Genomic DNA, 20,933 nt, shown 5'->3' with positions numbered 1-20,933 from the left:
CGGGCGCAGCCGTGGAGAACCTGGCCCATAGCGCATCCCTCCATGCCGGCGAGAAGACTGCACCATCAAAGCCCGGGACCAAACAAGTAGAGCGGCATGGAGCACGGATGGGACTTCGCCTTTCTCCTTGAGCAGCGCGACTTCATCCTGCGCGGGCTGATGGGGACGCTGCGACTTGCCGCGACCTGCGTCGTGGCGGGTGTCGTGCTCGGCCTCCTCTTCGCGTCGGCGCAGCTCTCGCGCTTCGCGCCGCTGCGCCTGCTGGGCGTCGCCTATGTCGAGTTCTTCCGCAACATCCCGGTACTGGTGCAGATCTTCTGGTGCTACTTCACCCTGCCGATCCTGACGGGGATGCAGCCCAACGCCTTCAGCGCCGCTGCCGTCGCAATCTCGCTCTACGCCGGCGCCTACCTGGCGGAAATCTTCCGCTCCGGCATCCAGTCGATCGAGCGCGGCCAGTGGGAGGCCGCCCGCGCCATCGGCTTCGGCCATCTCGCGCTCATGCGCTGGGTCGTGCTGCCGCAGGCGGTTCGTGCTGTGGTTCCGCCGCTGACCAACCAGGTGATGGAGATCGTCAAGACCACCACGGTGGCGTCCACCATCGCCTATGGCGAGATCCTCTACTCCGCCAAGGTGCTGAGCGACCAGGAGTTCCGCCCGATCGAGAGCTACACCGCCGTCGGCATCTTCTTCATCGTCACGCTGACCTTCGTCAGCCTGCTGTCATCCTGGCTCGAACGGAGGCTGCGTCGTCATGTCTGAGGTCCTGCGTGTCGAGAACCTCCACAAGCGCTTCGGTCCTCTCCATGTCCTGCGCGGGATCAACCTGTCCGTTCGCAAGGGTGAGACCGCGGTCATCCTGGGCGCGTCCGGCTCGGGCAAGAGCACGCTGCTGCGCTGCCTGAACTTCCTGGAGATGCCGAACGAAGGCCGCATCACGGTGGAAGGCAAGCTCGTCGGACAGGTGACGACGAAGCCCGGCGTGATGGCCTACTCGAACGCCGAGCTGAACGCGCTGCGCGCACGCGTCGGGATGGTCTTCCAGCAGTTCAACCTGTTCCCGCATATGACGGTCGAGGGCAACGTCATGATCGGGCCGATGAAGCTCCGCGGCATGACGACCGAAGCCGCGCGCAAGCTTGCACATGACAATCTCCGCCGCGTCGGCATCCTCGAGAAGGCGGGCGAGTATCCCGCCCGCCTGTCCGGCGGGCAGCAGCAGCGTGTGGCCATCGCTAGAGCGCTTGCGATGGAACCCTCCATGATGCTGTTCGACGAGGCGACATCCGCCCTCGACCCGGAATTGGTCGGGGAAGTGCTGTTGACGATGCGACGCCTGTCCGAGGAAGGGATGACCATGCTGGTCGTCACGCATGAGCTCGGCTTCGCCTACAACGTCGCGCATCGCGTCATCTTCCTCGAAGGCGGGGAAGTCCACGAACAGGGTACGCCGCAGGAAGTCCTGCTGCATCCGAAGCGCGAGCGCACGCGCGACTTCCTGCGCAGCCACACGCTGTTCCGCCTGCCCGAGACGGGCGCCGAACAGCAAGCCTGAGGGAGTGTCGCGTCCATGCGGCGTATCGTCATCATCGGCGGCGGCATCATGGGTTCCGCCATCGCCTATTCGCTCGCGCGCGCCGGCATCGCTGCCGATGTCACTGTGGTCGAGCCGGACCCGACCTATGAGTTCGCGGCGACGCCGCGTGCCGTGGGGGGTGTTCGCCTGCAGCACGCTGTACCGGAGAACGTGCAGATGTCCCTGTACGGGGACACCGTCTACTCTGCCTTCGATCAGCACGTTACCGGCGGCAAGGTCACCTTCGACCCGCAGTTCCACCGCATCGGCTACCTCTTCCTCGTCGAGGGTGCGGAGGCGCGCGCCTCGCTGGAGGCCAATGTCCGCATGCAGCAGGCGCTGGGCGTCGAGGTCGAAGTCCATGACGTCGCCGAATTGCGACGGCGCTATCCTTCCTTCAGCTTCAAGGGCGCGGAGATCGGCGCCTTGTCGCCGGACGACGGGCAGATCGACCCGAATGCCGCGCTGATGGGATATCGGCGTGCGGCGGAGGGGCTCGGCATCACCTTTGTGAAGGATCGCGTGGTCGCACTGGAGATGCAGGGCAACCGGGTCACGCTGGCACGGCTGGAGTCCGGCGCGACGCTCCCGGTCGAGATCGTCATCAACACCGCCAATTGCTGGGCGGCGGATGTCTGCGCGATGGTCGGCGTGACGATCCCGATCGCCCCCATGCGGCGGCAGCAGTTCCATTTCCTGTCGCAGGATGCGGTCGAGACCTTCCCGGCCATGCGCTATCTCAACGGATTCGCCGTGCGACAGCATTCCGGCGTCTATCTCTGCGGCCACACCAATTTCGGCGAGCCTCCGGGCTTCAACTGGGACCTCCAGCACGAGGTGTTCGAGGAGCAGCTCTGGCCGCAACTCGCCGAGCAGTGTCAGGCCTTCGAGACCATCAAGCCACGTGGCGGCTGGGTCGGGCACTACGACATGAACCATCTCGACGGCAATCCCGTCATCGACTGGATCGGCGCCGTGCCGAACATGCTGCTTTGCGCCGGCTTCTCAGGTCACGGACTGCAGCACGCGCCGGCGGTCGGCCGGGCGGTCAAGGAACTGATCCTGGACGGCGGCTTCCGCAGCATCGACCTCTCGCGCTTCTCATGGCAGCGGATTGTCGACGGCACGCCGATCCAGGATGACGGGCCAAAGGCGTGAGCGCGCCTGTCGTCGTCATCGGCGGCGGCTTCATCGGCCTGTGCTCGGCACTGCAGATTCAGCGCCGGGGCCTGCCGGTGACGCTAGTCGATCCGGGCGATCCCGAGCGCGCAGCTTCCTTCGGCAATGCCGGGCAATTCGCCGTTGGCGAGGTCGTGCCGCTTTCCGGTCCCGACACGCCGGCCAAGGTGCCGCGCTGGCTGATGGACCCGCTCGGGCCGCTCGCCCTGAGGTGGCGCCATGTGCCGCGCCTGACGCCATGGCTAGTCAGGCTGCTGCGCGCGGGCCGGATGGATCGCGTCGCGGCCATCTCGGCGGCATTGGCGGCGCTGTCCGACCGCATCCACCTCGACTACCAGCCTCTGCTGGAAGCGACGGGCGCTCAGGCGCTGGTGCAGCCGGGGCCGCATCTGCGGCTTTATCCGTCACGCCAGCACTTCGACGCGGAGGGCTGGCGCTGGGATCTGCGTGTCAAGGCCGGGCTGAAATTCGAGCTGCTTGATCGCGAGGCGCTTCGCGCGCTTGAGCCGACTCTGTCGGACGACATCACCTTCGCCATCGCGTCCCCGGAGCGATCCTCGGTGATCGAGCCTCTCGCGCTGATGCGCGCCCTGGATACCGGCTTTCGCGCCGGCGGCGGTACGGTCGAGCATGGCACCGTCACGGGCTTCAGCCACGGAGGCGATGCCGTGCGTGGCGTCGCTTTGCAGGGCGGGCGACTCATCGCCGCGAGCCAGATCGTCATCGCCGCGGGCGCCTGGTCGCATCGCCTCACCGCACTGCTGGGCGATCGGCTGCCCTTGGAGAGTGAGCGCGGGTACCACGCCGTGCTGCCCAACCCAGGCGTCATGCCGCGGCATGCCATGTCCCATACCGAGCGTGGCTTCGCCGTTCTCCCAATGGGTGATCGGCTTCGTCTGGCGGGCACCGTGGAACTCGCCAGCGTCGACGCTCCGGCGAACTGGGATCGCGCGCGCCGCATCCTTGATGGGGGGCGGGCGCTCTTCCCAGGGTTGAACACCGAAGGCGCGAAGTTCTGGATGGGCCATCGCCCCGGGCTGCCGGACTCCCTTCCGGTCATCGATCGCGCGACGATCGCGCGGAATGTCATCTACGCCTTCGGGCACGGTCATATGGGCTTGTCCTTCGCGGCAACGACCGGCCGCCTGGTCGCGGACCTCGCCACCGACACGCCGAGCAACTTCGACATCACGCCGTTTCGCGCCACGCGATTCTCCGGACGCGCATGGGCATAGGAGCCTCGCCATGAAAGGCAGCCAGGACTTCGCGGCTGACCCGCGCAATGCGGCGGTCAAGATCTATTTGTCGGGCGCGCTGGTCCCGCGCGACGAGGCGCGTGTCTCCGTCTTCGATGCCGGCTTTGTGCTGGGCGACGGGGTGTGGGAAGGGCTGCGGCTGCACAAAGGGGCTCTGTGCTTCCTGGACCGTCATCTTGATCGTCTCTACGCGGGTGCGTCCGCCATCGACCTTGATATCGGCATGACGCGCGCCGAGCTGACCGCAGCGCTTTGGACCACGATCCACGCCAACGGCATGGAGGACGGCGTCCATATCCGTCTGATGGTCACGCGGGGCCTCAAGAAGGCACCGAACCAGGATCCGCGCCACACGATCGGCCCGGCGACGTTCGTCATCGTCGCTGAATGGAAGCAGCCGAGTCCGGAGATCGTGACGAAGGGGCTTTCGCTCGCAACCTCGTCGATCCGGTGCTCGCCGGCGGACATGTTCGACATGCGCCTGAATTCGCACAGCCGGCTTAACCTGATCACGGCGCTGCTCCAGGCGATCCGGGTAGGTGCAGATGAGGCACTGATGCTCGATCCGCATGGCTTCGTTTCTTCCTGCAACGCGACGAATTTCTTCTTCGTCCGCGATGGGGAGGTATGCACCTCGTCAGGGGACTATTGCTTCAACGGCGTCACGCGGGGAAACGTCATCGCGCTATGCCGTCGAAACGGCATCCCACTACGTCAGGGCAACTTCACGCTGTCGGACGTGTATGCGGCGGACGAGGCATTCGTAACCGGGACCTTCGGCGGACTGACGCCGGTTCGGTCGATAGACGGACGAACCCTGCGGTTCGCATTGCCCGGCCCGACTACTGCGAGCCTCCGCGCGTTCTACGATGAGCTGAAGGACCGCGAGGTCCCGGCTTCCATGCCATTTGGCGTAGCTTAGCTGCATTTGCAGACGCGCACTTGGAGGTATTGAACCGTCGACTGTGTCGGGCGACTCCGACTCCGGGCAAGCTTGAGCCGCCACGAGCCGCACGCCTCGCAGTCACCCACTGGACGCCTCGCCGGTCGGGCCCCTATAGCGCCACGTCCCGGTTAACGTCCTTGTAGAGCAGGTAGGCTGCCTCGTCCGGCCCGGTCGGATAGAACTGCTGCGGGCAGTACGCGCCCATCCAGATGAAGTCGTCGGCCCAGATCTCGTGCCACTCGGTGCCGAGCAGATAGAGCCCCTGGCCCTGCAGCATGTACAGGCCGTGCTCCATGATGTGGGTCTCGATCGCCGGGAAGAAGGTGCCAGGGCCGAACCACATCAGGTTCATCTCAAAGTCGAAAGCGAGGTCGCCGAACGGCAGCAGGTGCTGGAAGCCGCGTCCGGCCAGCCCGGTATGATTGGTGCGCGGCACGTCGCGCTGATGCGATAGGATGGCCGACGGCGGCGGTAGGCCGATGGCCTCGTAGCGCTTGCGCAGCCCCAGCACGCGGGCCGGCACCTGCCCCTGGTTGCGGATCTCGATGGGCATGCCGGGCGGCGCATACAGGAAGCCGCCGCGGTCCTTCTCCTCGGCGCGCCCGTCGACCTGCAGGATCGCCGAACCGGAGAGCACGAAATAGAAGTGCTGGATGCCGGGCTCGGCGATCGAGGCGCGGGTGCCGCCACCGGGCGCGATCTCCAATACGAACTGGGCGAAGCGCGCGCCGAGCGAAGGCGCAGCAAGGAAGCGCACATCGGTCGCCTCATACTGCGGCAGCCGGCTCTTGAGCACGCCTTCAGGCGGCAGAAAGGCGTAGTTCGGGCGGACCACCCCGCGGTTGTGGCCGACCGCTCCAGGTAGTAGCCGGCCCGGTGGCAGCGTGAGGTCGCGAGGATGCATGGCGTCGTCCTGAACTGGATCGTCAGCAAATCATGGAAACGCGGTGCCCGGCTACAGCAAGCCGAAGATGCTACCCTGCGGCAGCCCCGGCAGGTCGAGCGCCGCAAGCCCCCATATGCCGACCGACAGGAATCGATCACCGCGACGCCGAACTCCGCCTCGAGCGGCGCGACCACCGGCAGGCCCGGCATGTTGGTGCCCCAGATCAGCACTGCATCGGGCGCTCCGTCGTTGACGCAGCCGCGCACGGCGTCATCCAGCACGGCCGGCGCGACCTTGTCCGATCGGGGTGAACTCGATCGGCAATCGTGTGGGTGCGTGGTCACAATCAAACGTAGGAGCGCGACCGCAAGATCTGCGGACATGTTCGTTTCGCATTATCGCGTTTGAAGGTGACTGACAGCGGTCCGGCACTGCCGGTCGGCAATGCGCCCAATTCTGCCATTTAGACAGCAATGCGCCGTTCCCCTAAGCGGTCGTTGATACGACAGAGGCGAATCGCTTGGCCTGCAGCCGCAAGTGAACGGCAAGGGTTCTTTCATGGATGACGGCTGCCCCGTCTGCAACAGCGCCGCGCAGAGGGAACGACGCTACGATGAACGGTCGACCTGTAGGACTAGCGATGAAGGCTAGCGGCAGGCGGCAATGCTGCATTGTCCGCTGGACAGTTTCAAAAAACTCTCTTCCACGCGTTCCTTTTCCTTCGCGCGTGCTTCAAGGATCGAGCGGACACGCGCGGCGTTCGCAAACGTTGATCGCCTCACCGCGGTCCTCATCGCCGACGGGCCGCCGTCTTCCCGCGAGCGATCTCGAGCAATTGGTGATCGGCCGCATCCGACGGCTCCCTGCCGATGAGGTGGCCCTGTATGCAGTGCTGCAGTCCGCCGTGCCGGACGCGGCGGGGCGCCGCGAATCTGGGACCACATGCGTGTCCCGGGCAGGGTGCGAGAACGATATCGGCGCAAAGCCGCGGTATTTCTGGGCCTTACCGCGAGGGCCCATTCTGAAGGTAAAATGCTTCAATATCAACAATTTAGCATGGTTGTGTGGGCAGTCTTTCGCAAACCTGTCTCTGTCGCCTGCGGCCGAGTTTCCCTGTTGTTCAGGGAAAAAAACAGGGAAACTGGCGTTGACTCACGCATTTGGCGGGGGGCGCCGCCCGCCTGGAGAGCGCGGAAACCTGCCACTCCGGTGCAATTCCCTACACACCCGAGCAGGGAACATCAGAGGGCCCTGCAGGGAAAATGAAGCGGGTATCAGCGAAGCCGCAACAGCGACATGCGCTTACGCGGCCCTGCCGGACCCGCCTTCCACTTCGACCACACTGGCCACCCGTGCGATGTGTCGCTCCTCGGCCAGTTGCGCGGCGTCCAATCCGACCACCTAACTGTAGCGCACGATCGGCATAAGCTCTGCGCCGGCGACGTCCAACGAGCCGTTGCGGTGCAGCCCCCCAATAGGCCCGCTCGACTGCCGCGGCCGCCACCAGCAGCGCCGCCATCGGGAACGTCACCGGGGCGGCGCCGGCGGCGCCGCATGCCGCCACGCGCATGCCGGCCTTGCCACTGGCCTGCGAGACATTGGCCAGATGCGGCCCCCGCACCGACGCGACCCGGGCCCTTTCATGTCGTGAGGCTTCGTCCGCCTAGCTGGAGCGCGCGCTGCACTGCGGGAGCGAACAAACCGACCAGATGAAGCGCGTGGGGACTCAGCTTGTCGTGCCGGCGGACACCGACCTGGACGGGGGCGGTCCAGAACAGATGTCGCGCGTCCAAGGCCTCCAGGTCGGCGTCCATCTCGGAGTCGTATGCGATGTTGGAGATGATGCCGATCCCGAGGCCGGAGCGGACGTAGGTCTTCATGATGTCCGCATCGACGGCGCTCAGCACGAAATTCGGCCGTAACCCGCGCCGCTCCAGTTCGTGGCCCGCAACCTCCCACACCTGGAGGAGATGGTCGTAGGTGATGATCGGATACTGGACGAGGTCTTCGAGGGTGAGGCGCTTGCAGTTCGTCAACGGGTGCCCTTTTGGTGTCAGGACAACCCGGTGCACATCGTAGCAGTGGTGGAACTGCAAATCGGAGAACGCGCCTTCGGGCACACTGGAGAGCGAGAAATCGGCCTCACCACAGCTCAACCATCGAATGACGTCAGCGCGCGAACCTTGTCGTAGCCGGAGGCGAACCAGGGGGAAGTCCTGAACGAAGTTCGCGATCGGCCCTGGTAGAATGTATCTCGCATGCGCGTGCATGGTAGCGACGGTGATCTCACCGCTGGCACCCGTGGCATAGTCGCGCGCGACGCCCTGCATTTGGTGATGCGTGTCCAGCATGCGCTCCGCGAGCGGCATCAGGGCCCTTCCTGCCGGCGTCAGACCCGTAAGCCGACGCCCGCTGCGGGCAAAGATTGCCACGCCAAGGTCAGCTTCCAGCAACTGGATATGCCTTGTGATCCCCGGCTGCGATGCATTCAGCCGACGGGCCGCTCGGCCCAAGTTGAAGTCCTGCAGTGCGACTTCACGGGCGGATCGGAGCTGCGTCAGGTTCATCGGGGAGATCCATCAGGGTTCTGCATAGTTCAATAGGAATAAATCAGTATCCGCTATCTCATGCTGCCGCTACCGTTCCGCTACCCCTGAAGCACGACGGATGGGGAAGGAAGCGCGATGAACAAACCGGACGGTGGCCGTGCCGGCCAGCCGACGCTTGAGCGCCGAGCGTTACTCGGGGCCCTGGGACTTGCGGGAGGATCAGCCACTCTGAACCCCGCGTGGGGACAGCAGGCTCGCGATGCGAGCAGTTGGCCCAACCGACCAGTCAGATTGATGATCCCATTCGCGCCAGGTGGGGCCGCCGATGGTGGAGCCCGCGTGATTGCCGGCCTTCTCGGCCAGCGCATCGGTCAAAGCGTGGTGTCGGAGAATCGCGGTGGCGCAGGCGGCACACTTGCGGCCGCAGCCGTCGCGACCGCGCCCGCCGACGGATACACGCTTCTCTACGGCACGCCTGGTCAGCTCACCATCCTGCCGATCCTGATGAGCAACCTTCCCTACGACGCCGACCGCGACTTCGATCCCGTGAGCCTCGTATCGCGCGGGGCCTACGCCATCGCAGTTCATCCCAGCGTTCAGGCGCATACGCTTCCCGAGCTGATTGAATTGGCCAGGGCCACGCCTAGCGGGCTGCCTTATGCAACGGCCGGTATTGGCTCAGGACCTCATCTCGCCGCAGAGCTCCTGACCTTCATGGCGCAGATCCGGATGACGCATGTGCCCTATCGCGGCTCCGCTCTCGCGCTGAACGACGTAGTCGGCGGCCAGGTGCCGGTCTCGTTCGACAATTTCGGCAGCCAACTGCCACTTGTCCGCGCTGGCCAGCTGAGGGCACTTGCGATCACCACATCGACCCGCTCCGGATTGATGCCGGACTTGCCCACGATCAGCGACACACTGCCGGGCTATGAGGTGTCAGCATTCGGCTTCATCGCGGTTCGGTCCGGCACCCCCAAGCCCATCGTCGATCGCCTCAACGACGAGATCCAAATCGTGCTGCGCGATCCGGCGGTAGAGGCTCATGCGACACCTATGGGCGCCGTTCCGTCAGGCACTTCCTCGGAGGAGGCGCGCCGGATCCTGCGGGGTGAGTCCGTGAAATGGCGACAGGTCATCCAGCATGCCGGGATCCGGCTGTAGCTCAGGGAGCGTGTGCAGTGACGTCTGAAATTGTCAGGTTCGAGGTCTCCGATCACATCGCGCTCGTCACCCTCGATCGCCCGCCGGTCAACGCGGTCAATTGGGAGATGCGCGATCGGATCATTGAAGTCTTCGACCGCATCAACGACATGCCTGAGGTTCGCGTTGCGGTGCTCACTGGCGCGGGAAAGATCTTCAGCGCCGGAGCGGATCTGAAGCAACGCCCGGATCCGAACGACCCCGGGTCCCACTGGCGCCACAACCGCCTAGCGCGGGAGACCGGCAACGCCATCAAGGAGTGCTTCAAGCCGGTGATTGCCGCCGTAAATGGTGCTGCGCTCGGTGCCGGCTTCGGCCTGATGGCGTCATGCGACATCATGCTGGCCAGCGAGGAGGCGGTCTTCGGCATGCCCGAGATCAATGTCGGCCTCGCTGGCGGCGCGGCGATGCTGCGTGAGTTGTTCGGCAAGTCCCGTACCCGCCTGCTCATGTACACCGGTATGCGCATGCCGGCTGCCGAACTCTATCGGCTTGGCGTGATCGAGGCTTGCCTGCCGCCGGACAAGCTGCTGCCGGAGGCGATGCGCATCGCGGGCGACATCGCGGGAAAGAGCCCGCTGGGTATTAAGTACGCGAAGAACAGCTGCAATCTGGTCGAGTTGATGTCGCCCAAGGACGCCTATCGCTTCGAGCAAAACTTCACCTACGAACTCTCTCGGACCGAGGACGCCGCGGAGGCCCGCCGGGCGTCGCTCGAGAAGCGAGCCCCGAAGCTTACCGGACGATAGGCAGGGACGACCATGACCTTGGAACGTCGCACGATGCTCGGTGGGCTGCTCGTCGCGGCCTCCGGTGCCAGCTCGGCTCCGGCGCAGTCATCCGGGCTGGAGGCCTGGCCGACGCGCCCGGTCGAGATCGTGGTACCCTACGCGGCTGGTGGACCCGCCGATCGATATGCACGCGCCTTCGGCGTGCGTCTGGCTGAGGTCTGGAGGCAGCCGGTCGTGATTGTCGCTCGCCCTGGCGGCGCGGCGGCCATCGGGGCAGCGGCAGTGGCGAATGCTCCTCCCGATGGGCATTCGCTCCTGCTTGGCTCGACCGGCATGGTCACCAACCAATTGCTGTTGCGCAACATGCCTTATACGCCGGCGGCACTATCACCACTGGCGCTTGTGGCGTTCGGTGGCGGAATCTTCTTCGTGCATCCTTCCGTGCCCGCGCGCACAGCGAAGGAACTACAGGATTACGGCAAGGCCAACCCGGGTGCCCTGAAGTTCGGCTCGTCAGGGATCGGGGCAACGCCGCACTTGGCTGCGGAGCTTTTTGCCATGCGGGCAGGCATCGAGATCACCCACATTCCCTACCGCGGCACGGCACCTGCGCTTACCGACCTTCTCGCTGGCCACATCAACGCAATGTACGATTCCGCGACGTCGATCCGGCATGTTCAGGAAGGGAAGATACGGGCGATCGCGAGCAGCGGTCCCATACGAAATCGGGTTACGCCGGACGTTCCGACGATGATCGAGAGCGGCTTCGACGTGGAAATACGCACCTTTTACAGCTTCTTCTCGCCCACTGCCGCACCCGTAGCTTTGAGACGCAAGATCGAGGCTGACTTCCTCGCCGTCGCCAGCAGCGGCGAGATCCAGGAGATGTTCCTGCAGGACGGCCTCGATCCGGAAGCCATGACATCGGATGCCTTCGGCCGGTTCCTCACTGTCGAGCTGACAAAGTGGAGCGAGGTCTTCCGAGCCGCAAACATCGCCGCCCAGTGAAGTTGCTGACGTCGATGGAGCGCCGATTGGAGAGTGTGATGGATACCAGCGACAGCCTGGCGATCGACTACGAGGCCTTTCGCAATGAGGTCAGAGACTTCGCCATGACGCATTGTCCGGCCGAGCTGCGCCAGGCAGTCGTCGGTCTCAAGAAGCTCGGCCGGCACGAGATGCTGAGTTGGCAGACGATCCTCTATGCGAATGGCTGGGGCGCGCCGAATTGGCCGAAGGAATACGGCGGGACGGGCTGGGACCTACGCCGGCGGCACATCTTCGACGAGACGATGGCCGAGTGCGATTGCCCGACCCAGCCTTACCAAGCCTTGCGGCATATCGCGCCCGTGTTGATCGAGTTCGGTACTCATGACCAGAAGGCGCTCTATCTGCCTCCGATGCTGCGTGGCGAGGTGCATTGGTGCCAGGGCTACTCTGAGCCAGGTGCGGGCTCCGACCTTGCGTCGCTGAAGACGTCGGCAGTGCGCGAAGGCGACGAGTATGTCGTCAACGGCCAGAAGATATGGACGACCGGAGCCCATGAGGCGGACATGATGTACGCCCTGGTCCGAACATCGCGGGGGACCCGCAAGCAGGATGGAATCACCATGCTGCTGATCCCCATGAACTCGGCCGGCCTCACCGTGAGGCCCATCCGCACCATCGACGGCCTGCACAACGTCAACGAGGTGTTCTTCGACAACGTCCGCGTGCCGGTTGCCAATCGGATCGGGGAGGAAGGTAAGGCCTGGGCGTACGGGAAGTTCCTGCTGAGCCACGAACGCCTTGGCGGCGCCAATGTAGCGCCGCTGATCCGGTTGCTGGCGCGGACCCGGCGCATGGTCGCCGAGGAGTATCGTGATGAGCCCGGCAGTTCGCACTACGCCGATCTGGTGCGCCGGATCTTGCACGCTGAGGCTGAGATCCAGGGCGTTCGTGCACTCGGGCGCCATGCCATTGAGGACATCGTGCACAAGCGGCCGCTTGGCACCGTATCCTCGGTCATCAAGTTGCTATCCTCGAATCTCATGCAAACCCTCGATGAAATCGGCCTCGATGCCGTGGGCCGCCGGGTGGCCGGCCGGTTCCGCGCCGTCGGCGACGAGCGGACGAATGCGGGTGAGCAAGGCGTGGAATGGCTGCACAATTTCCTCCACGGCAGGGCGAGGACGATCTACGGCGGCAGCAGCGAAGTCCAGAAGAACCTCCTCGCGAAGAGCTTGTTCGGAGCCTGATGCCGTGTCCTTTGCCGCTGCTCCGATGGTTCCCGGCGATCTCTTCGATTCGGCGGCGCGCTTCGCCGCCGCCTATGATACCCGTTTGGCGCGCCTCGCCAGTCTTGAGGAGCGCGCCGAGCTGCTCGAGGAGGCATGGCGTGAGCTGACGGCCCTCGGGTGGCCATCCGTGGCGATACCGGAAGCTGCCGGTGGCGCAGGCGGCGGCCTAGGCGACGTCGCGGCCCTGGTCGAGGGAGCGGCGTGCAGTGCGGCCGCTCTCCCGCTTGCAAGCGTCATTGGGGTCGGCCCGATACTCTTGGCCGGTGCTGGAGATGCCGGGAGGCCACTGCTTGCTGGGATCGCCGCCGGCACGCATCGGGTCGCCGCCGGAATCGCGCCGATCCACACCAGTTCCGCCGGCTCGCCCATGACCGCGCAGTGGGTCGGCGACGTGCCACGACTGAGTGGAGGCATGATCGGGATCGAGTGCCCGCCCGATGCGACCCATGTCCTCGTCGGCTGCACAGTTGAAGGCGAAGCGGTGATGCTGCTGCTTTCTTCCAACGATGAGCGTGCGGCGTTCCGCCATCACGAACGCATCGACTGCCGTCCCACTCTCGACATTCAGTTCGGTGAGGCCCGGCTACTGAAGGGAACAATACTGGCGCGCGGCCGGGACGTCGGAGGGGCCATCGAGAGAGCGACGCAAGTTGGCGCGTTCCTCACTTGCGTTGAAGCCGTCGCGGCAATGGGCGCCCTGCTTGGACAGACCATCAGGTATCTCAACGAACGCGTGCAGTTCGATGCCCCGCTGTCGACTTTCCAGGTTCTGCGGCACAAGGTGGCAGATCTCTACGTCGTGTACGGGAACCTGCGCGCGATGGTAATGGACCTGCTGGATCGGATCGCATCCCCATCAGCATGGCCAGAGCGCGGGTTGGATCTTGCGAAGCTCCATATCGGCGCGGCGAGCCGCCGGTTTGCCGCGGCCACCATTCAGCTGCATGGCGGCATGGGCATGACCGAGGAGTTGCTCGCCTCCCGCCTCGCGAAGCGCCTGCTCATGGTTGAGTTCGAGTACGGCGGTGCTGCCTTTCACGAGGCACGGCTGATGGCGCGTGGAGATCGACCGGACGCAGCCGCATGAGCGACCGTTCGAATCATGCCCTCGAGAAAATGTTCCGACCGCGATCGCTCGCTGTGATCGGTGCCTCGAGCGATCCTGAGAAGCTTGGAGGACGGACGCTCCTGCATTTGAAGGAACTCGGCTACCAGGGGCGTCTCTTCCCCATCAATGTCAGTGGCAGAGATGTGCAGGGGCTCCAATCGTGGAAGAGCGTCGCGGACCTTCCCGAGACGCCCGACAGCGCGCTCATTCTGCTCCCAGCGCCGGCGGTGGCGACGGCACTGGAAGAGTGTGCTGCCAAGGGCATCATGCATGTACAGGTGATGTCCTCGGGCTTTGCGGAGGAGGGTGGCGAGGGGGTCATCATGCAGGACCGCCTGGCAGACACCGTTCGGCGCACGGGTCTTCGGATCACCGGCCCCAATTGTCTGGGCAGCATCAGTCCCCCTGATTCGCTCTTCGGGACGTTCTCGAGCCTGCTGGCGACAGCAAAGCCGCCGCCGGGCACGGTGGGTGTCGCGACGCAGAGTGGCGCCTTTGGTTCGCACATCTACGCCGTGGCGGGGTTCCGAGGCATCGGAATCAGCCGCGCCATCGCCACGGGCAACGAAGTCGATGTCGACGTTGCCTCCGCCATCGATTACCTGGCCGAGGATCCGGGGACGACGGTGATCTGCGCCTCACTGATGTCGGCGCGACAGCAGCAGCCACCCACACAGGATCGCTTGCCGGCGAAGATCGCGTCTTCGATGCAGTGTTTCGAGAGTGCGGTGCACTAAGGGTCTCGTCGATCGAGGAGATGCTCGACATTGCCTACGTCTGTTCCATCGGGCCGCGGCCGCCTTCCTCAGGTGTCGGTATCCTGAGCGTTTCGGGCGGGATCGGGGTGTTAATGGCCGACGCCTGTATCGAGGCCGGCCTCGATGTCCCCCCTATGCCGCCGGAAGCACTGACGCGCATCCGCGACATCCACCCCGTCGCCGGTGGGCGCAATCCGATCGACACGACGGCTCAGCTCGGTGGTCGGATGCACATCTTCGAGGGTGTCAGCCAGGCGATGATGCGGAGCGCAGATCTTGGCTCCATGGTGTTCTACCTCGCCCATCTCGGCCGCAACGCCGCGCGCTTTCCCCCGTTGGAGCACTCATTGACGGAACTCCGGCGCGTCTTCCCAGATCGCTTGGTCGTTGCCGTGATGACCCATGTGGACGAGATCCGGCTTCCGCTGGAGCGGGCCGGCATTCCCGTTTTTGAAGATCCGTCTCGAGCCATTCGGGCAATACGTGGGGCGGCGCAGATCCGTATCCTTCAGGCAGATGCCGACGCGCCACCCGATTTCGCACCCGGGCCTCCGCTGAACCTCTCGATCTCAAACGAGGCGGAAGCCAAGGCACGTCTTGCTCAGGCTGGTGTCCCCGTACTTCGAGAACGCGTCTGCGCAACCGCGGAAGAGGCCATCGCGGCGGCGACGGAACTCGGATACCCGGTGGCGCTGAAGATTCTCTCGGAAGACATTGCCCACAAGACGGAGGTGGGTGGCGTCCTGCTGAACCTTGGTGATGGCCGTGCGGTCGCGCACGGGTTCTCTGAGGTCATGGGTCGAGCCCGGGAGCGAATGCCCGCCGCGCGGCTCGATGGCGTTCTGATCGCGCCGATGGTGAAGGGCGGGGTCGAGACGATCGTCGGCGTGCAGCGTGACCCCGTTTTCGGCCCGATGGTGATGTTCGGTCTAGGCGGTGTCTCAGTCGAGCTGTTTCAGGATGTTGCCTTCGCGTCCGCGCCGCTGACGACGAAGCGGGCCGAGGTCCTGGTCAGAGACGTGCGCGCGGCGCGGCTTCTTGATCACTGGCGAGGGCGACCACCAATGGATGCTAGGTCATTGGTGGAAGCTCTCTGCCGCATCTCGGAATTCGGAGCCAGGCATCAGGACGAGATTGCAAGCATTGAGGTCAACCCCCTCTTGGTGTTCGAGGATGGGGTTGTCGCACTCGACGCGTTGATTCACGTGCGCGGGAGGCAACGCTGCTAGCTCGGGGGCAGCAGAGATCAAACTTTCTTTGAACCAGTCATCGTCACTTCCGGCAAGAAGATACTAGGTGCGTCTGGCTCGTGGCCTCTGTGCGCCCCGGCTAAGCGTGCGCGCCAGCGACGGCGCGAAGAGACTGATCAAGTCCAGCGCGTGGCGCGTCAACGCGTCGCCGCGCCGCACGCCTACATGCACCTGCGTCTGTGGGAACAGATGCCGACAGTCGAGTGCGCAGATGTCTATATCAACCTCTGCGTCGTAGGCGACGTGCGCGACGATGCCGATGCCGAGCCCCGAACGGACATACGTCTTCATCAGGTCTGCATCCATAGCGCCGAGGACAACATTTGCCGCCAATCCTGCGCGATCAAACGCCCTCCCGATTTCCGGCCATGCCCCGGCCGCGTGGTCGTATGTGATGAGAGGATAGCGCGCGATGTCCTTCAGCTGCACCGACCTGTAACCAGCCAGAGGATGGTCGTGCCGCGTCAGCAGCAGGCGGTGCACATTGTAACACGGATGGAAGGCGAGGTCCGGGAATGCCTCGGCCGGCGCTGAGGCGACGGAGAAATCGGCCTCACCACCGCTGACCCACGCGGCGACCTGCGCTCGCGTGCCCTGCAGCAAGCAGAGCCGCACTGCCGGATGATCGCGTACAAAATGCTCGATACTTCGCGGCAAGTAGTACCGCGCATGCGTATGTATCGTGGCAACCGTGACTTCACCTGCCATTCCTATTGCGTGGTCGCGGGCAACGCGCTGCAGGTCATCGGCCCCGCGGAGGATACGGTGAACGATTGGCATCAATGCCCGACCCGCCGCGGTCAACCCGACGATCCGCCGCCCACTGCGCACGAACAGCCCTACGCCGAGATCTCGTTCGAGCAGTTGGAGGTGCCGCGTTATGCCGGGCTGCGAAGTGTTCAGGCGCTCCGCCGCCCGCGTCATGTTGAGGCCTTGCGCCAAGATGGTCTGCGCGGAGCGGAGCTGATGGAGCTTCACTGTGTCGCCTCATGCACTTCTGACATTCTGATATCACACATTATCACTTCTCTGCATCAGTGACCTAAGTCTAAAGGTCGGATCAGGCGTGACACGGCAACCCAATGTCTGTGCCGCCAGGGAGAGGGACGGACATGGCGATTGCGCGCCGCGCGCTCGTGCAGAGCGCGAAAGGAATGCTTTTCACGTCGATGTTTGGTCTCGCGGCCAGCGGTGCGGCAGCGCAGGGCGCCTTTCCCACGCGGCCGATCCGAATCACCGTCCCCTTTGCGGCCGGATCCGCCACCGACATCATGATGCGTCACCTCTCGCAGCACATGCAGGAGGCATTGGGTCAGGCAATTGTCATCGAGAACCGCGCCGGCGGTGCCGGCGTGACAGGCAGCGAGCCCGTGGTACGTGCACCACCCGACGGCTACGCGCTCCTGATGGCCGCCGTATCCTCGCATGCTATCGCGCCAGCGCTAAGGGCAAACATGCCCTACGACGTGCTCCGCGACTTTACGCCAATTGGCCTGGCGTGCACTTCGACCAACTTCATTGTCGTGCATCCTTCAGTACCGGTGCACAGTTTGCAGGAACTCGTGGCCTACTCGAAGGAACTCCCGGGCGGCATGAGCTATGGCTCTGGTGGTGTGGGCGGCTCTAACCATCTGGCCGGGGAGTTGTTAAGGCTACGCACCGGCGCCAACCTTGTTCACGTGCCGTATGGGAACCAGGCGCAGGCTGTGAATGACGTGCTCGCCGGCCATGTTCCCATGCTGATTTACACCGTTGCGGTTCTGCCTCATGTGCAGGCAGGGCGGATGCGTGCGCTGGCCGTGACTTCGGAGAGACGGCAGCTACAAGCACCCGACGTGCCGACGGCAATCGAACAGGGTGCGGCGGGCGTCGTCGCAAATTCCTGGTTCGCGTTCTTTGGCCCCGCGCATCTGCCGGATGTCGTACGCGACAAGCTTTATGGCGCCATGCGCGATGCACTGAACGATCCCGGCGTCGCGCAGAAACTGGTCGACACCGGCCTGACGCCCGCGCCGATGGGGCCGGAAGAGTTCAGCGTCTTCCTGCAAGCCGAACTCGCCAAATGGACCGACGTCGGCCGCGCCGCCAATGTGCGGCTGTGATGGGCAACGGTCTTTCTGAAGCTTTGAACTTGGCGGATGTACGGGACTTTGCCCGCCGTCGGCTGCCACGCGGCATCTTCGAGTTCATCGATCGGGGCGCCGAGGATGACGTTGCCTCGGCGGAGAACCGCGAGGCCTTTCGGCGCATCAAGCTGACAACGCGGGGGCTGACCGATGTTTCCAAGCGCAGCGCTGCGACGACGCTGCTTGGCTCGCCCGTCTCGATGCCTGTCGCCATTGCGCCGACCGGCGCGGCGGGCCTGGTTTGGGTGCGTGGTGAGCTGGAATTGGCACGCGCGGCCGCGGCCGCGGGGGTTCCATTCACGCTCGCCACACGCTCAATGACATCAATCGAGGAGATTGCCGAGAAAGCCGGCGGCACGAACTGGTTCCAGCTCTATGTCTGGGCCGACCGGTCGATGTCCTGGGCGCTGGTGGATCGTGCGGCGGCGGCCGGCTTTCAGGCGCTGTTCGTCACAGTTGACGTGCCGGTGACGCCGAACCGCGAGTACAACAAGCGCAACGGCTTCTCACTGCCCTTCGACCCCGGCCCGAGGGCGATGCTCGACCTCGCACTGCATCCCCGTTGGTTGCTTGGGGTGATGGCGAAGTACCTCATCACCACCGGCATGCCGCGCTATGAGAACCAGCCCGGCGAAACGAAGCTGACCATCACCCAGGGTGGCCGCGAGAATCTGCCCTCCGCGCGCAACGACAACCTGACATGGGATGACATCCGGGAACTGCGCCGCCGCTGGCCGCGTGCGCTCGTCGTGAAGGGCATTCTGCGGCGGGAGGATGCGCTGCGTGCAATCGAATGCGGCGCCGATGGCGTTGTCGTCTCGAACCATGGCGGGCGCTGCCTGGATGCGGCGGTGGCGCCGATCGACGCGTTGCCGGCCATTGCCGAAGCAGTCGGCGGTCGTGCCACCGTGCTGATGGATGGCGGCGTGCGACGCGGCAGCGACGTCGTCAAGGCGCTGGCGCTCGGCGCCTCCGGCGTGCTGATGGGCCGGCCTGGCCTGTTCGGTACGGCGCTGGCCGGCGAGGCCGGGGCGCGTCATGTGCTCGACCTCCTGCAGCGCGAGTTGCTGACGGTGTTGGCGCAGATCGGTTGCCCCACCATCCCGGAGATCGGCCCGGACATCATCCACGGCCTGGCCCGCGCTGCGGCACTGCAAGTGGTCCGCGAATCCAGCTGAAGGGGAGAACGATCATGATCCACGTCGAACCAAATCACGGCGTGATGGGCGCCACCGTCACCGGCATCGACCTGCACCAGCCGCTGGCGGATACCGACTTCGCCGATGTTCTCAGAGCGCTCGGTCGACATTGCGTGCTGCGGTTCCCCGATCAGTTGCTGTCGGCGGCCGAGTTGCGCGACTTCTCCGCCCGCTTTGGCGCCTTGCAAAGCGGCCTGGGCACGTCCGAACCGGGCGTCCCGGAGGTCTCCATCCTCTCCAACGTGAAGGAGGGCGGCAAGCTCATCGGCATCCCCGATGCCGGCCAGGACTGGCACACGGACATGACCTACAACCGTACCCCCGGCTTCGTGAATGCGCTGGTCGCCTACAAGGTACCGGTGCGCGATGGCGTGGTGCTCGGTGCCACAGAATTCTGCGACACAGCCGCCGCGTACGAAGGCCTATCGGATGCGCTGAAGCAGCGCCTGGCCGATGCCAGCGCGACGCATGACCTGAACATGTACTGGGAGCATATGCGCCGCGAGAAGGGCAGTTCGCGCGCGCCGTTGACACCTGAGCAGCGTCGCGCCCGCCCGCCGGTGGAGCATCCGGTCTTCCTCACCCATCCGGTAAGCGGTCGCCGCATCATTTACGTGAACCCGGGCTTCACCGACTTCATCAATGGCGTCGAGCGGGCCGAGAGCGACGCGATACTGACGGAGCTCTTCACCCACATCATGCGACCGGAGTACCGTTACGTACACCGGTGGCAGCAGGACGACCTGCTTATTTGGGATCATCTGAGTAGCTGGCACTACGCCGTCCCAGACTATGGTCCGGACGAGCATCGTCTGATGAAGCGCTGTCAGGTGATGGCCGATAAGATCTTCGATCCCGACTTCATCAAGCGCGCACTCGGTACCCAACTAGCGGCGGGCCCGACATGACCTCCGTAGCGCGGCGTTATCTGCTCACTGCTGCCGTTAGCGTTGCGGTGGCGCCGGCCGACGCGGAAGCGCAAATGACGGAATGGCCGACGCGACCGATACGCGTGGTCGTGCCGTTTCAGGCGGGATCTGCCACCGACACGATGATGCGCGTGCTCGGGCCGCGCATGGCGCAGACGCTCGGCGAGGCCATCGTCATCGACAATCGGCCGGGCGCCGGCGGCGTCACAGGTAGCGAAATTGTCGCCCGCGCGCCGCGCGATGGCTACACGCTGCTGATGGCGGCGGCCTCGTCGCATGGCATCCTGCCGGCGATGATGCCGCGCATTCCCTATGACGCGGTGCAGGACTTCACGCCGATCGGTCTCGCCTGCAGCTCGACGAACTTCATCGTCGTGCATCCCTCGCTGCCGGTCCACAACCTGCAGGAGCTGATCGCCTATGCGAAGGCGCAGCCGCAAGGCCTGTCCTATGCCGCCGGCAGCCGCGGCAGTTCCAACGGCCTGGCCGGTGAGATACTCACGCTGCGGAGCGGCGCGCCGCTGACCCATATCCCCTACAACAACATCGCCCAGGGCGTGTCCGACACGCTGGCTGGGCATGTGAAGATGATGATCTACACGGTCGCCATCCTGCCGCATGTGCGGGAAGGCCGACTGCGCACCATAGCCGTCACCGCTGCCCGTCGCCAGGTGCAGGCACCCGACGTGCCGACGGCGGTGGAGCAGGGCGCCGAAGGCGTCATCGCCGATTCCTGGTTCGCGATGTTCGGCCCGGCCGGTCTGCCGGATGCGACCCGCGATCGTGCCTCGGGCGCGCTGCGCGAGGCGCTGGCCGATCCGCAGATCGCGCAGCGCCTGATCGAACAGGGCCTGACGCCCGCTTACCTCGGTCCTGACGAACTGCGCAGCTACGTCCAGGCAGAGATCGGGAAATGGACCGGCGTCTCTCGGGCCATCGGCCTGAGGCTCGACTGAGTTAA

18 protein-coding genes and 1 pseudogene are annotated in these 20,933 nt (G+C 64.9%); 16 read left to right on the top strand and 3 right to left on the bottom strand.

Annotated features, from left to right (window positions below; translation table 11 throughout):
- Nucleotides 1-96 precede the first annotated feature (96 nt).
- The 5 genes from GXW78_RS26390 to GXW78_RS26370 are packed head-to-tail and all read left to right on the top strand — an operon-like array spanning nt 97 to nt 4,933.
- Entirely contained in the window at nt 97-762 is a 666-nt protein-coding gene (locus GXW78_RS26390) for an amino acid ABC transporter permease (RefSeq protein WP_211871908.1), read from the top strand.
- Nucleotides 755-1,555, top strand: coding sequence for an amino acid ABC transporter ATP-binding protein (locus tag GXW78_RS26385; protein WP_211871907.1), 801 nt, complete (start codon nt 755-757; stop codon nt 1,553-1,555). The genes GXW78_RS26390 and GXW78_RS26385 overlap by 8 nt, the downstream gene beginning before the upstream one ends.
- 15 nt (nt 1,556-1,570) lie before the next feature.
- On the top strand, nt 1,571-2,734 hold the full coding sequence (locus tag GXW78_RS26380) for an NAD(P)/FAD-dependent oxidoreductase (RefSeq protein ID WP_211871906.1): 1,164 nt from the start codon (nt 1,571-1,573) through the stop codon (nt 2,732-2,734).
- Nucleotides 2,731-3,990 carry an NAD(P)/FAD-dependent oxidoreductase gene (locus GXW78_RS26375; RefSeq protein ID WP_211871905.1) on the top strand — a complete coding sequence of 420 codons (1,260 nt, stop codon included), beginning with the start codon at nt 2,731-2,733 and terminating at the stop codon, nt 3,988-3,990. The genes GXW78_RS26380 and GXW78_RS26375 overlap by 4 nt, the downstream gene beginning before the upstream one ends.
- A gap of 10 nt (nt 3,991-4,000) precedes the next feature.
- Nucleotides 4,001-4,933 carry an aminotransferase class IV gene (locus GXW78_RS26370; RefSeq protein WP_211871904.1) on the top strand — a complete coding sequence of 311 codons (933 nt, stop codon included), beginning with the start codon at nt 4,001-4,003 and terminating at the stop codon, nt 4,931-4,933.
- Between the two features lie 133 nt (nt 4,934-5,066).
- Here the strand turns inward: GXW78_RS26370 and allE are convergent, their stop codons facing one another.
- Entirely contained in the window at nt 5,067-5,861 is a 795-nt protein-coding gene (gene allE, locus GXW78_RS26365) for a (S)-ureidoglycine aminohydrolase (RefSeq protein WP_211871903.1), read from the bottom strand.
- Between the two features lie 1,622 nt (nt 5,862-7,483).
- Nucleotides 7,484-8,410, bottom strand: a complete 927-nt coding sequence (locus tag GXW78_RS26360; protein WP_211871902.1) for a LysR substrate-binding domain-containing protein — start codon at nt 8,408-8,410, stop codon at nt 7,484-7,486.
- A gap of 321 nt (nt 8,411-8,731) precedes the next feature.
- On the opposite strand from GXW78_RS26360, the gene GXW78_RS26355 reads away from it, so the two are divergent.
- From GXW78_RS26355 to GXW78_RS26325, 7 genes and pseudogenes are all read left to right on the top strand, one after another.
- A complete protein-coding gene (locus tag GXW78_RS26355) occupies nt 8,732-9,553 on the top strand; it encodes a tripartite tricarboxylate transporter substrate-binding protein (protein WP_211871901.1) in 822 nt (273 codons plus the stop codon).
- A gap of 17 nt (nt 9,554-9,570) precedes the next feature.
- Nucleotides 9,571-10,341 carry an enoyl-CoA hydratase/isomerase family protein gene (locus GXW78_RS26350; protein ID WP_211871900.1) on the top strand — a complete coding sequence of 257 codons (771 nt, stop codon included), beginning with the start codon at nt 9,571-9,573 and terminating at the stop codon, nt 10,339-10,341.
- 12 nt (nt 10,342-10,353) lie between these two features.
- Nucleotides 10,354-11,331 (top strand): Bug family tripartite tricarboxylate transporter substrate binding protein, encoded by a 978-nt coding sequence (locus tag GXW78_RS26345; protein ID WP_211871899.1) that lies wholly within the window; start codon nt 10,354-10,356, stop codon nt 11,329-11,331.
- Nucleotides 11,328-12,560 (top strand): acyl-CoA dehydrogenase family protein, encoded by a 1,233-nt coding sequence (locus GXW78_RS26340; RefSeq protein WP_211871898.1) that lies wholly within the window; start codon nt 11,328-11,330, stop codon nt 12,558-12,560. The genes GXW78_RS26345 and GXW78_RS26340 overlap by 4 nt, the downstream gene beginning before the upstream one ends.
- 4 nt (nt 12,561-12,564) lie before the next feature.
- A complete protein-coding gene (locus GXW78_RS26335) occupies nt 12,565-13,689 on the top strand; it encodes an acyl-CoA dehydrogenase family protein (RefSeq protein ID WP_211871897.1) in 1,125 nt (374 codons plus the stop codon).
- A pseudogene (locus tag GXW78_RS26330) lies at nt 13,686-14,428 on the top strand (CoA-binding protein); the annotation flags it as partial. The gene GXW78_RS26335 and the pseudogene GXW78_RS26330, both read left to right, overlap by 4 nt.
- 39 nt (nt 14,429-14,467) lie before the next feature.
- On the top strand, nt 14,468-15,697 hold the full coding sequence (locus GXW78_RS26325) for an acetate--CoA ligase family protein (protein WP_211871895.1): 1,230 nt from the start codon (nt 14,468-14,470) through the stop codon (nt 15,695-15,697).
- Between the two features lie 63 nt (nt 15,698-15,760).
- Here GXW78_RS26325 and GXW78_RS26320 read toward each other — a convergent pair whose 3' ends face one another.
- A complete protein-coding gene (locus GXW78_RS26320) occupies nt 15,761-16,696 on the bottom strand; it encodes a LysR substrate-binding domain-containing protein (RefSeq protein WP_211871894.1) in 936 nt (311 codons plus the stop codon).
- A 134-nt stretch (nt 16,697-16,830) separates the two neighbouring features.
- Here GXW78_RS26320 and GXW78_RS26315 point away from each other — a divergent pair, with 134 nt between their 5' ends.
- The 4 genes from GXW78_RS26315 (at nt 16,831) to GXW78_RS26300 (ending at nt 20,928) form a co-directional block, all read left to right on the top strand.
- Nucleotides 16,831-17,820: a Bug family tripartite tricarboxylate transporter substrate binding protein gene (locus GXW78_RS26315; protein WP_246522655.1), complete on the top strand. Its 990-nt coding sequence runs from the start codon at nt 16,831-16,833 to the stop codon at nt 17,818-17,820.
- A 29-nt stretch (nt 17,821-17,849) separates the two neighbouring features.
- Nucleotides 17,850-19,022, top strand: coding sequence for an alpha-hydroxy acid oxidase (locus GXW78_RS26310; RefSeq protein ID WP_246522654.1), 1,173 nt, complete (start codon nt 17,850-17,852; stop codon nt 19,020-19,022).
- Between the two features lie 14 nt (nt 19,023-19,036).
- Entirely contained in the window at nt 19,037-19,951 is a 915-nt protein-coding gene (locus tag GXW78_RS26305) for a TauD/TfdA dioxygenase family protein (protein WP_211871892.1), read from the top strand.
- A 74-nt stretch (nt 19,952-20,025) separates the two neighbouring features.
- A complete protein-coding gene (locus tag GXW78_RS26300; RefSeq protein WP_211871891.1) occupies nt 20,026-20,928 on the top strand; it encodes a Bug family tripartite tricarboxylate transporter substrate binding protein in 903 nt (300 codons plus the stop codon).
- Nucleotides 20,929-20,933: the final 5 nt, after the last annotated feature.

Origin of the sequence: Neoroseomonas terrae (genome assembly GCF_018129025.1) — a bacterium.
Taxonomy (GTDB): Bacteria; Pseudomonadota; Alphaproteobacteria; order Acetobacterales; family Acetobacteraceae; genus Neoroseomonas; species Neoroseomonas terrae.
The sequence above is the reverse complement of the archived record's forward strand: the minus strand, read 5'-3'. Positions and strand labels throughout refer to the sequence as shown.